Source organism: Photobacterium sp. S4TG1 (assembly GCF_036040035.1).
Classification (GTDB): domain Bacteria; phylum Pseudomonadota; class Gammaproteobacteria; order Enterobacterales; family Vibrionaceae; genus Photobacterium.
On sequence record NZ_JAYXUH010000022.1, the window covers coordinates 37,340 to 50,382 of the forward strand.

The following is a 13,043-nucleotide window of genomic DNA, read 5'->3' on the forward strand; positions in this document are numbered from 1 at the left end:
AAACTGTGTTTTCGTCAGTTATTATTACGGTGTGATAATTGGGCTTAAAAAAGATCATTAATAAGCTTATTTAATGAGGCTTTTTTAAAAAATATTATCAATATCGAATAGGTTAACGCGATATTTTAGCGTTAACTAGCTTATCCTAAGCTGAATTCGATTTAAATTATCATTAATAACTGCATAAAAAAAGACCACAGTTGCGGTCTTTTGATCTTAGTTAGATTGCTTTTTTAGGGATAAGCACGATTTAGAATAATTGTTGTTTTTCTGCTATCAGTTTATCAACCACACTTGGATCTGCGAGTGTTGATGTATCCCCTAGAGATCTAGTATCTCCGGTTGCTATTTTGCGTAGAATTCGGCGCATAATTTTACCAGAGCGAGTTTTAGGTAATGAATCTGTCCAGTGAAGAAAATCAGGAGTAGCAATTGGCCCTATTTCTTTACGTACCCAATCTTTAACTTGTTTATGTAATTCAGCACTTGGATATTCACCATCATTAAGAGTGATATATGCATAAATCGCTTGGCCTTTAATCGCATGAGGGACACCGACGATCGCCGCTTCTGCTATTTTATCAAAAGCGACTAAAGCCGATTCAATCTCAGCGGTTCCCATACGGTGACCTGAAATATTTAGCACATCATCAACTCGACCTGTGATCCAATAGTAACCATCTTCATCACGTCGAGCGCCATCACCAGAGAAATACATTCCGGGAAAGGTTGAGAAGTAGGTTTGTTCAAACCGTTCGTGATCACCCCATAATGTACGCATTTGTCCCGGCCATGAATCGGTCATTACAAGGTTACCGTCAGTCGCACCGTCAAGGATATTACCGACGTTATCAACTAATGCTGGTTGTACACCAAAAAATGGTCGCGTTGCTGAGCCGGGTTTAAGTGTCGTTGCACCAGGTAGTGGGCTGATAAGAATGCCGCCAGTTTCTGTTTGCCACCAGGTGTCAACAATCGGGCAACGGCTATCACCAATGGTACGGTGATACCATTCCCATGCTTCTGGGTTAATTGGCTCACCGACAGATCCCATGATCCGTAATGATGAACGGTGGGTTCCTGTAATCGCTTCATCACCTTTTGCCATTAACGCGCGAATTGCAGTAGGGGCAGTATAGAGGATGTTGACTTGATGTTTATCAACCACTTCACTCATTCGGCTAGTGGATGGATAATTCGGTACACCTTCAAATAAAACCGTGGTCGCGCCATTGGCGAGAGGGCCATAAACCAAATAGCTGTGACCTGTGATCCAGCCAACATCGGCAGTACACCAATAGACTTCACCGGGTTGGTAGTCAAAAACATATTTAAAGGTCATGGTGGCATAAACCAGATAGCCACCAGTGGTGTGCAACACGCCTTTAGGTTTACCTGTTGAACCTGATGTATAGAGAATAAATAGCGGATCCTCTGCATTCATTGGTTCTGGTGCGCAGTGATTAGAAGCGACAGCTGTTGCTTGATGCCACCACACATCACGTTCATTGTGCCATTCAATACCACCACCAGTGCGTTGAAAGACCACTACTTTTTCAACGCTGGTAACTAATGGATTAGCGAGAGCATCATCAACATTTTGTTTTAAAGGAACGGCTCGCCCACCACGCACCCCTTCATCAGCGGTGATCACAACTTTTGCATTAGAATCAATAATACGACCAGCGAGGGCTTCAGGGGAAAAACCACCAAAGACAATAGTATGTACTGCGCCAATACGAGTACATGCCAGCATGGCAACCGCAGCTTCTGCGATCATTGGCATGTAAAGGCATACAACATCACCTTTACGTACCCCTTGGCTTTTAAGGGCGTTAGCAAATTGGCAGACTTGTTGGTAAAGATCATTATAGGTTAGGGTGGCATCATCATTAGGATCATCGCCTTCCCAAATAATCGCCGCTTGATCGCCACGATCAGCAAGATGGCGATCAATACAATTGGCTGAAACGTTAAGTTCACCATCTTCAAACCATTTTATGCTGACATGACCGCTATCAAATGAGGTGTTTTTCACCTTAGTGTATGGCGTGATCCAATCAATGATTTGACCATGTTGACGCCAGAAGCCTTGAGGATTTATGGTTGATTGTTGGTACATCTCACGATATTGGTCAGCGTTGATATGGGCGTTATTCGCTATTGCATTATCAACTGGATAAATATGAACCTCACTCATCCCTGTTCTCCTTGAGTTCTTCCCTATTGGGGGATTGCTGTGATATTGAACTGCCACCGTTTTAAGCGATATTAAAGGTTAAAGTGGAGGATTATAGGGAGGACGACAATTAGACTTTAGGATGAGATCACCGCGTTATTGGTCGGGCTTATATTGTTGCATGTGGGTTACATTGTATTTTGTGCGCTGGTGATGCTATTGGTTGAATAATGGCATTAATCTTGAGTGTGATCGTCGTCGCAAATAGGTTGCGAATATTTGTTATTTTAGTGTAAACATCACTGAAGCATTACGGCGTCATGGTCGATTTACGGCATAATAGAGCAGTTTTTCATCTACCACATTTTGAGATCTATTATGTTTAAAAGTAAGCCTTATGGCTGGACATCCCAATATCTATTGGGATTTTTCTTTTCTTATGGGGTTTATTTACCTTTTTGGGCGATTTGGTTTAAACATATAGGGGTCGATGATTCTGATATTGGTCTACTGCTTGGTTTAGGTTTTGCCGTGCGTTGTATTGCTAATTTAGTGATCACCCCAAGGATTCATAAAGTCGAACATTTAATTCCGGCATTACGTGGCTTTACGTTATTAGGGCTGGTGGCCTGTATTATTTATATTGTGTGTGGTGGTAACCTCTGGGCTCTGACTGCGGTTACAGTGCTATTTAATTTATCCGCCGGTCCAATCGTTCCTATTTCAGATGCGATAACAAACCACTATGCCAAAGAGGGCCATTTAGATTATGGTCGCACCCGCTTATGGGGCTCAATTGCGTTTATTGCTGGCTCTACTGCTGTGGGAATTTTAGCTCAACGTTATGGCGCAGATATTATCCCTTGGGTTGCTTTAGCTGGCTTAGGTTTCGCACAAATAATGGCAGCACGTAACCCAACGGTAACGCCTGTTGATGTTGATAGCCATCAGCAAACACGTCCTGCGTTAATGCAGATTTTACGTGATAGTTCAGTGATTAAATTAATGCTAATTGCAGCATTATTGCAGGGTAGCCATGCAGCATATTATGGTTTTAGTTCGATTTATTGGCAGAAAATAGGCTTTAATGAATCGGTGATTGGCTATTTATGGAGTTTTAGTGTTGCCGCTGAAGTCGGAATGTTCCTTGTAAGTAAGCGCTTATTTGCTAACTGGTCGATTAATAATATGTTCCGTTTAGCTGCTGTGGGTGTATTGGTGCGTTGGGGGTTAACTGCGACCATTACTGATCAATGGGCAATGTTTGCAGTGCAGTCATTACACAGTGTGACGTTTGCTGCCGCTCATCTAGCAGCTATTCGATATATTGGACGTTCACCAAGCAATCATATGGTAGCGCTACAATCATTATATAACGCGATTCCACTTGGGGCGGTGATGGCAGTATTAACGTCAATTAGTGGTTGGATTTATGGAGGGTGGGGGGCCGATGTATTCTGGATCATGGCTGCAATGGCGGTGCCAGTATTCTTTATTCGTTTACCATTGCCTGACGAGCAACCGCAAACACTCACACCGCAAATGAGTTAATCCCCTCAACTACAATTTAAAGATTCAACTTAAGCGTGACCATTGATGGTCACGCTTTTTTTACGGTCAAAACGAGGGGTGGTTGATGAAAATAACCCTTAGCGTCATTTTTGTGATCGACCTCAATTGAGCCAAGGTCAATATCTCCGTTACAGTGGAATTAGGATGATAAAGGAAGCTTGAGAATGGATGCACAAATTACCATCGGGGAACTTGAACTATTAGCAGCAAGGTTTGTTGGACATAAACGCATTCAACACGCTTTTGCTCAATTTTCCAAGCAGCAACAATGTCAGCTTGTTGCTGAACAGCAAGCATCGCCTGCAATAATTTCATATACAGAACAAGTTCTCGCCTCTGTATTTGGTGAGTTATCTGCAAAGTTAGTACTTACTTCTGCATTGCAAGGTCGTGACATGCAATTAGAGGATGTGGCAACCATTGTTGATGAAGCATCTGAAATATTTGATTTTAGTCGCGGTTTATTACAAGGCGCAATTGAACATATTAGTCAGGGTATCGCTGTGGTTGATAACCAATTACGGCTGGTGGCATGGAATAAACGTTACCTTGAGTTATTTTCATTTCCGATTGGCTTAATTCAAGTGGGACGTCCGATTGCTGACGTGATTCGGCATAACGCTAGCCAAGGTTTGTGTGGTAGTGGTGATTTGGAGCTGCATGTTGCTAAGCGAATTCAACACCTACAACAAAGAACACCACATACTTCGTCTCGAGTTCGGGCTAATGGTCAAGTGATAGAAGTGCAAGGTAACCCGATGCCTAGTGGTGGCTTTGTGATGAGTTTCAGTGATATTACGGTGTTTCGCCAAGCTGAAATGGCTTTAAAAGAATCAAATGAGACTTTAGAAGCGCGAGTAAAAAAACGGACGCAACAATTAGAACAATTAAATCAGCAATTGATTATTGCAACGCAACAGGCGGAATCTCAAGCACATTCTAAAAGCCGATTTTTAGCTGCAGTCAGCCATGATTTAATGCAGCCGCTTAATGCTGCTCGATTATTTTCATCATCATTAGTTGAGGTGAGCTCTGATCCTCATAGCGCTCGTCTCGCGGCTCATATCACCAGTGCGCTAAGCGCAGCGGAAGATTTGATTGGTGATCTGTTAGATGTTTCGCGGCTAGAAGCCGGTAAGCTGGAAGCCCATATTGTGCCATTGCGAGTCAGTGATGTCTTAAGTGTATTACAAGCTGAATTTGGAGTGTTAGCCCAACAACAGCAGATTGATTTTCGCGTGGTGATGAGTGAAGCCGTGATCCTTTCAGACAGTAAATTATTGCGACGAGCCTTACAAAACTTTTTAACTAATGCTTTTCGTTATAATCCTAAAGGCCGCGTATTGTTAGGTGTACGTCGTCAGGGATCGTGTATTGTCATTGAAGTTTGGGATAATGGCCCAGGAATTGAGCGTGAAAAGCAAGTTAATATTTTTGATGAATTTACACGTATGGATAGGACTGGCGCAGAACATGGTTTAGGGTTAGGGCTGGCAATTGCACGCGGTATCTCTCGTGTGTTACATCATCCATTAGGGCTACGTTCATGGCCGCAACAAGGCACTGTTTTTTCCTTATCTGTACCACGAACCACATCATCAATATTGCCTCTATCTGCAATGATATCACCGCCAGCATCGAGCTCGTCATTAGATGGATTGAAAGTACTTTGTATTGATAATGAGCCTGAGATTTTAGAAGCGATGATGACGTTATTAGCATTATGGCATTGTGAGGTACGCGTTGCTGAAGATAAAACCCAGACTGAACAATTATTAGCTGATGGTTGGCAACCTGAGGTTATTATCAGTGATTACCACCTTGCAAAACAACAAACAGGATTGGACATTTTACAGCGGTGTCGATCCCAACTTAATTTCCCTTTTAAAGGCGTTTTAATTAGCGCAGATCGATTAACTGAAAAACAAACATTGATTAACCAGCAAGGATTTAGTTTTTTAAGTAAGCCTGTTAAGCCACTTAAATTACGAGCGATATTAAACCAGTGCCTAACGAGTAATCGCGTTGAGTGTTAATGATAAATAAAGATAATGACGCTCAAATTAGAGCGTCATTTGGCATGTTGATAAGGGAAGTTGTTAGTGAGAGTTTATAAAGACTATTAAGCGAGTGAATTGATTTCTAATTGTTGTAATAAGATCACTGCTTGAGTGCGATTTTTAACGTCAAGCTTACGAAATATAGCCGTTAAATGTGCTTTTATCGTAGCTTCTGAGACATTGAGATCAGAGGCAATTTGTTTATTGAGTAAACCTTCCGTCAGCATAATTAACACTTTATATTGTTGTGGTGTTAATGCTGCAATTTTAGTTGGTAGCTGTTGGTGAGTGTCATTAAATGTTGTTGGAAAATAAGGTTCGCCATTAATAATTTGTTTTAAGGCATTTAATAAGACATGCATATCACTAGATTTAGGAATAAAACCAAATGCCCCATGATTATAAACTTGCTGCACAACTTCCTTTTCCTCACTGGCAGAAATAACCACAATTGCCAGCTCTGGGTACTGTTGCCGTAACTGAATGAGGCCAGACATGCCATTAGAGCCTGGCATCTTGAGATCGAGTAACAGTAAGTCGATATCTTTTGTTTTTTCTAATAGTGAAAATAAAGAATTTTGAGAGTCAGCTTCTAATAGATGGGTATTACTGATCCCCATATGAATCGATTGCAAGAGAGCATTACGAAATAATGGGTGATCATCAGCGATAACAATGGTGTATTGAACGTCCATAGTTGAGCCTATTATTGTTATTAGTGTTTTACGCTAACATTTCGGTAACAAGGGTGCAATTTTCTCAGAGTTGAGATCGGATCTTGATCGCGCTTGAGTCCTCGATTTTGTAATTTGATTTGTCATTGCGCATTATTTTGTGAGCCTGACGATACAGCGGGGAAAATGACCGCTTGTTGTAAATGGCGATTAAAATCGTCGGCATTAATAAAACCGCTTATTCTAACTTGTGGCAATGGATTTCCTTGCGTGTCCCAGAATAATAAACTAGGAAAACCAATCACGCTAAGATGATGCATTAGTGCAATATCAGCACTGGTATTAGCCGTAACATTGGCTTTTAAGCGTATGAATTTTTTGAGTTGAGGAATTACCTTTGCTGCAGGAAAGGTTTGTTGAGTTAAAGCTATGCAGGGAGAGCACCATTCGGCGTAGACGTCGAGTAGTACCGGGCGTTGTTGTTTCGCTGCTGTTTTCAGGGCGCGTTTCAATTCTGAAATTGAATTGACGGGAGTAAAGGTGAGTGCTTGTGGTGAAGGCTGAAATAAAAGTAAGTAACCACTTATGGTGGCCGTAAATATTAGTATCAAACATACCAAGGTGTACTTTATTTTTATTGTCATCATTACGACATCCTTGTTATTTGTATTTATGACGCTGCTATCTAAGGTTTAATAATTATAGAGTCACAATCAAAAAAAGCTGCTCAAGAGCAGCTTTTTAATTATTGAATATTGGTTACTAATTATAAAATAAAGCTACCAAATAAGAAGCCTAACGCAACGGATGTTGCAATAGTAACGACGCCAGGAACGAAGAATGGATGGTTAAAGACTAAATTACCAATTCTCGTTGAACCGGTATCATCCATTTCTACCGCAGCTAATAGCGTTGGGTAAGTCGGTAATACAAATAATGCACTAACAGCCGCAAAGGAAGCTACCATGGTTAGTGGTGCCACGCCAATAGCAAGAGCTGCAGGCATTAATGCGGTAGTAGTTGCACCTTGTGAATAAAGTAACATTGAAGCAAAGAATAGAATCAATGCAAGCATCCAAGGGTGGCTACTTAGTAATGAACCAGCCACTTCTTTAATGCCATCAACATGCGCATTAACGAACGTTGCACCTAGCCATGCAACACCAAGTACGCAAATACATGCAGTCATACCTGAACGGAATGTTGGGGCTGATGGAATTTCAGCGGCATCAATTTTAGTGATCCATACTGTTGCAGCAGCAGACGTTAACATTACGGCAATAATTGCTTCGTTACGGCCCAGTGTTGGATCAGTAATTAAACCAATAGAGTGAGAGATAGCTGCGGCATAACATACAACAAGTACAATCGCGGTAATAAAAATATAGGTCGCTTTACGTGCTGTTGGTTTTATCTCACGTTTACCTTTTTGCTCAATATTAACTAAGCCTTTGGCTAAACGATCTTGATAAACAGGATCGTCTTTTAGTTCACAACCCATAAAGTTAGCGACAAAAGCGCCAACCATACAAGCAATGAAGGTTGTTGGAATACAAATAGCAAGCAGCGTAATGTAGCTCACGCCTACTGGCTCTAAAATACCAGAGAAAAACACCACAGCCGCTGAAATTGGTGAAGCTGTGATCGCTATTTGTGAGGCAATAACCGCAATAGAAAGGGGGCGAGAAGGGCGAATGCCTTGGCCTTTAGCCACTTCAGCAATAACAGGAAGTGTTGAGAAAGCCGTGTGTCCAGTACCCGCTAACACTGTCATTAAATAAGTAACAATAGGAGCATAGAATGTAATACGTTTAGGATGTTTACGAAGGAAGTTTTCTGCAAGCTCTACTAGCCAGTCCATACCACCGGCAACTTGCATTGCTGCAATAGCGGTGATGACTGACATAATAATAAGAATAACGTCGATAGGGATTAATGATTCACTGGTAGGCATACCAAAAACGAGTGATAACACCAACACACCAGCACCGCCGGCAAAACCAATACCGATACCGCCAATTCTGGAGCCTAAATAAATAAAGCCCAGAACGACCAAGAGTTCAATTCCAGTCATAGAATTTTTCCTGTCCAAAGTTTAAAAGATAAAATCAAAAAGAGGATTTGTTTGCAAAAAAAAAGCGGATAATCAAGTGACAATCCGCTGGTATTCTCAGGTGCTAACGTGTTTAGTTATAACGTTTCGCTTTATATTGAGGATGCATTAAGTTCTCGATAGAGAAGATATCATCTAATTGCTCTTCAGTCAGCAATCCACGCTCAAGCACGACTTCACGTACACTTTTACCTGTTTCGGCACAAATCTTACCAACAATGTCACCTTCGTGGTGGCCAATGAATGGGTTTAAGTAAGTCACGATACCGATTGAATTAAAGACGTAGCTTTCACAGACTTCTTTGTTAACTGTAATACCTTCGATGCACTTATCACGTAGGTTGATACATGCATTTTTAAGTAAGCTGATTGATTCGAAAATCGCTTGGCCAATAACTGGTTCCATTACGTTTAACTGTAATTGACCTGCTTCTGCTGCAAAAGTGATAGTGGTGTCATTACCAATAACTTTAAAGCAAACTTGGTTAACTACTTCAGGGATAACTGGGTTTACTTTAGCTGGCATGATAGAAGAACCAGCTTGCATTTCAGGTAGGTTAATTTCGTTTAGACCTGTACGTGGGCCTGAAGAAAGTAAACGTAAGTCGTTACAAATTTTAGATAATTTAACAGCTGTACGTTTTAGTGCGCCGTGAACCATTACGTAAGCGCCACAATCTGATGTTGCTTCGATCAAATCTTCTGCAGCAACAACAGGTAGACCTGTAATTTCAGCAAGACGTTGCACTGATAGCTGTTGGTAACCTGTTGCAGCGTTTAGGCCAGTACCGATTGCTGTTGCACCAAGGTTAACTTCAAGTAGTAGCTGCGCTGTGTATTGAAGGTTTTTAATTTCTTCTTTTAGTAATACACCATAAGCATGGAATTCTTGACCAACCGTCATAGGAACGGCGTCTTGAAGTTGAGTACGGCCCATTTTCAATACATTAGCAAATTCAGTTGCTTTAACGTCAAATGCTGTTTTTAAGTAATCTAATGCTTCTAACATGCTGATGATGCTGTTATAAACCGCAACACGGAAACCTGTTGGGTAAGCACAGTTAGTTGATTGTGATTTATTGACGTGATCATTTGGGTTAACGATGTCGTAACGACCTTTCTCTTCACCCATGATTTCAAGTGCAAGGTTAGCAATAACTTCGTTGGTGTTCATGTTAACAGATGTGCCAGCGCCACCTTGGAAAACGTCTGATGGGAATTGATCCATGCAACGGCCGCTTTCAAGGATAAGATCACAGGCTTGAACAATGTAGTTACCAATATCAGAAGGAATAGCGCCAAGCTCTTTGTTGGCCATTGCTGCTGCTTTTTTGGTGAAAACCATACCACGTACAAATTCAGGAACATCAGAAATTGTTGTGTTCGAAATATTGAAGTTCTCAATTGCGCGTAGAGTATGAATACCCCAGTAAGCATCTGCAGGAACATGGCGTTCGCCAAGTAGATCTTCTTCTATACGAGTTGCGACATTGATTGTTGCTTCATTTTTTTCAAGATCAATCATCTGAGACATAATATAGCCCTTTGCAAAACTTCATAATTAAAATCAATAAGTAAGCCAACAGTTGTAGCGATAATCCATTGTCGCAAAGTTGTGGCGAGATGATCATACCTGACACCTTAATTGATGCCGATAATACTCCCCTCAACCGCTAAAAACATAATCCAGATCACTTTTTACGAGGGCTTGTTAATCTTTGCACGGAAACGCGATCTCTTTCACACTTTCTGTTAACAGTAGCACGTTGTTTTACACGTAAAATGAATAAAAATGACAAGATGTGAATGAATTGTAGGTATGGCTTTGTGTTTTTTGGAGCCAACTCAAATTGTATTTTTTTTATTTGTTAACACATTTGAATTGGCCAATAAAATTTGTAATGAGTAATTAAATGGATAATCAGGTAATGTTCATAGCAGAGCATCAGCATAAAACCATTTAAAGATAAGGGGCAGAGTGTGTTTCCACTATTAATGTTACTGTTTATTGTGGTGCCAATGGTTGAAATTGGCTTATTTATTCAAGTGGGCGGTTTATTGGGCTTATGGCCTACGATTGCGATCGTTTTTTTTACTGCGGTGATTGGTGCATCGTTAGTGAGAAGCCAAGGTATTGCTACATTAACCTTGGTTCAAAGCAAGTTGCAACAAGGTGAAATGCCAACTCAAGAAATTATCGAAGGGATGTTACTTGCGGTTGCGGGCGTTTTATTATTAACGCCTGGATTTATGACGGATGCGTTAGGTTTAATCTTATTGTTACCACCGTCACGGGCTAAAGTTGCACAAATCTTGATGCAAAAAATTACGTTAAAAAGTAATTTTACTCATTTTGGTGGTGGTTTTTCACATCACCGTCATTCTGATGATGCAGCTAATGGTGATGTATTTGATGGTGAATATGAGCGTAAAGATAATCATAGCAATAACAATTCCAATCATCGATTACCGTAACTGCAACATTAAAGAAACAAAAAGAACAGAAATAAAAAAGCAGCCTCGGCTGCTTTTTTTATTCATGCTATTCATATTAATTCGACGAGTGATAGCTGTTTTTTACGTAGTTTTCGAGCATATAAATAAGCACCGATGCCGCTGATCATGTTAGCGATAGCAATACCAAGAAAGAGCCCTTTGGTGCCATAAAGATGGCTGCCGATCCATGCGATAGGTACTAATAATACAAATAGGCGTAATAGATTCCAGCATAGAGCATTAATGGTTTTATGTAATGCGTTGAGAGCGCTAATTAACAAGGTACAAATTGCCTGTAATCCATAACTTGCGGGCACGACTAATAAGTAATGCCACAACTGATTTTGGACCGTGATGTCTTTTGAAAAGAGAGCTGCCAGTGGCATGCTCAGTGGAACCATGGCAATAAAGACCAATAATTGAAAGCCAATAGCAAAGTGCATAGCCGTAAATAGTGCACTAAATGCTCGCTGTGGTTTTTGTGCACCTAAGTTTTGCGCCATAAAAGGCATTAATGCAGAGCTAAGTGCCATCATCACTATTACTAATAATGATTCAACTCGCATTGCCGCGCCATAAGCGGCCACCGAAGCTGTGCTTTGGCTTGCTAGCATCGCCATTAATAAGGCACCAGAAAGTGGATTTAGGGCTGTCGATAAACCAGCAGGTACACCGATGTGCAGGATTTGTTGCCAATCGCTTTTTAATCTACGCCACTGAGGAACAATCAGTAATTTTTCGCGGTTATAAAGCAGATGTAGCGAAGCTATAAGGGCAAATATCCAACTTATACCGCTGGCAATGGCTGCGCCTTTTACACCTAATGCTGGAAAAGGGCCATAGCCAAAGATCAATAATGGATCTAATAAGCCGTTCATGACCCCCGCGATCACCATGATCTTAGCCGGACTTTTGGCATCGCCAGTGGCACGAATAGCACTATTGCCAGCCATCGGGATCACCAGTAATGGAATCGCGATGTACCACACTGTCATATATTGTTCGATAATGGGCAATAACTCAGCTGACGCACCCATTAAAGTAAATAACGGTTTAATGGTGAGCAAGCCAATAATAGATCCAATGATCATTAATAACAGACTCAATAATAGTCCATGCGTTGTTATACGTGCGGCACTGTGATTATCACCTTGACCAAGCATGCGTCCAATACTGGTTGATATGCCAACGTTCATTCCCATGGTGATACAGTTCAAACCAAAGGTGACGGGAAAGGTAAAACTGACGGCTGCTAGAGCATTAGTGCCTAATCGTGAAATAAAGAAAGTATCAACTAAGTTAAACATTAAAATCGCGATCATGCCAAACACCATTGGCACCGTTAAACGACGTAATGCATCATGAATGGGGGCCGATAATAATCCATGTTTATCTGACTTGGGTAATGTTGCCATAATGGTCTCAAAATAAGGATGCCTGCATACCCTAATGCAAAGTGTGTGATCGGGCAAAATTTCTCAAATAAATAACAAAAAAAAGCGTCTTTAACCTTGGGATTTAGAAATTAGACCCAACATCTTAACCATATAGAAAGTCATACAAGTGAGTGCTTGTTGGCTTCAAATCATGGACATTACCTTAATTATCAGGAGAGACGACCAATGAACATTCGTCCTTTACACGACCGAGTTATCGTTGAACGCCAAGAAGTTGAATCTAAGTCTGCCGGTGGCATCGTGTTAACTGGTTCTGCGGCTGAAAAATCTACTCGCGGTAAAATCCTTGCTGTAGGTAAAGGTCGCATTCTAGAAAATGGCACCGTACAACCACTAGATGTACAAGTGGGCGACGTGGTTATTTTTGCAGAAGGCTACGGCACTAAGACTGAAAAAATTGACGGTAAAGAAGTTCTTATCATGTCTGAAAATGACATTATGGCAATCGTTGAATAATCCGATCACATTAAATTAAGAATTAAGAAAGGAAAT

9 protein-coding genes and 1 pseudogene are annotated in these 13,043 nt (G+C 41.0%); 4 read left to right on the top strand and 6 right to left on the bottom strand.

What is annotated here, in order from left to right; translation table 11 throughout:
- Positions 1-250 precede the first annotated feature (250 nt).
- Positions 251-2,200 carry an acetate--CoA ligase gene (gene acs, locus VXS03_RS18485; protein WP_327765321.1) on the bottom strand — a complete coding sequence of 650 codons (1,950 nt, stop codon included), beginning with the start codon at positions 2,198-2,200 and terminating at the stop codon, positions 251-253.
- 357 nt (positions 2,201-2,557) lie between these two features.
- Between acs and VXS03_RS18490 the strand changes: the two genes are divergently transcribed.
- Together VXS03_RS18490 and VXS03_RS18495 are read left to right on the top strand one after the other, a co-directional pair.
- Positions 2,558-3,730 carry a 3-phenylpropionate MFS transporter gene (locus tag VXS03_RS18490; RefSeq protein WP_327765322.1) on the top strand — a complete coding sequence of 391 codons (1,173 nt, stop codon included), beginning with the start codon at positions 2,558-2,560 and terminating at the stop codon, positions 3,728-3,730.
- 191 nt (positions 3,731-3,921) lie between these two features.
- Positions 3,922-5,787: pseudogene (locus tag VXS03_RS18495) on the top strand (hybrid sensor histidine kinase/response regulator); the annotation flags it as partial.
- Positions 5,788-5,873: 86 nt separating this feature from the next.
- Here the strand turns inward: VXS03_RS18495 and VXS03_RS18500 are convergent.
- The 4 genes from VXS03_RS18500 to aspA all read right to left on the bottom strand — a co-directional run bounded on the left by VXS03_RS18500 (position 5,874) and on the right by aspA (position 10,132).
- Positions 5,874-6,506 (bottom strand): response regulator transcription factor, encoded by a 633-nt coding sequence (locus tag VXS03_RS18500; RefSeq protein WP_327765323.1) that lies wholly within the window; start codon positions 6,504-6,506, stop codon positions 5,874-5,876.
- Between the two features lie 122 nt (positions 6,507-6,628).
- Positions 6,629-7,132, bottom strand: a complete 504-nt coding sequence (locus tag VXS03_RS18505; protein ID WP_327765324.1) for a thioredoxin family protein — start codon at positions 7,130-7,132, stop codon at positions 6,629-6,631.
- A gap of 119 nt (positions 7,133-7,251) precedes the next feature.
- Complete coding sequence (locus tag VXS03_RS18510) at positions 7,252-8,559, bottom strand: anaerobic C4-dicarboxylate transporter (RefSeq protein WP_327765325.1); 1,308 nt, start codon at positions 8,557-8,559, stop codon at positions 7,252-7,254.
- Positions 8,560-8,671: 112 nt separating this feature from the next.
- Entirely contained in the window at positions 8,672-10,132 is a 1,461-nt protein-coding gene (aspA, locus tag VXS03_RS18515) for an aspartate ammonia-lyase (protein ID WP_327765326.1), read from the bottom strand.
- A 446-nt stretch (positions 10,133-10,578) separates the two neighbouring features.
- On the opposite strand from aspA, the gene VXS03_RS18520 reads away from it, so the two are divergent.
- Positions 10,579-11,073, top strand: coding sequence for an FxsA family protein (locus tag VXS03_RS18520; protein WP_327765327.1), 495 nt, complete (start codon positions 10,579-10,581; stop codon positions 11,071-11,073).
- A 71-nt stretch (positions 11,074-11,144) separates the two neighbouring features.
- On the opposite strand, the gene VXS03_RS18525 is transcribed toward VXS03_RS18520, so the two are convergent.
- Positions 11,145-12,509, bottom strand: a complete 1,365-nt coding sequence (locus VXS03_RS18525; RefSeq protein WP_327765328.1) for an MATE family efflux transporter — start codon at positions 12,507-12,509, stop codon at positions 11,145-11,147.
- Between the two features lie 207 nt (positions 12,510-12,716).
- Here VXS03_RS18525 and VXS03_RS18530 point away from each other — a divergent pair, with 207 nt between their 5' ends.
- Positions 12,717-13,007, top strand: a complete 291-nt coding sequence (locus VXS03_RS18530) for a co-chaperone GroES (RefSeq protein WP_036788874.1) — start codon at positions 12,717-12,719, stop codon at positions 13,005-13,007.
- The last annotated feature ends 36 nt before the right edge of the window (positions 13,008-13,043 follow it).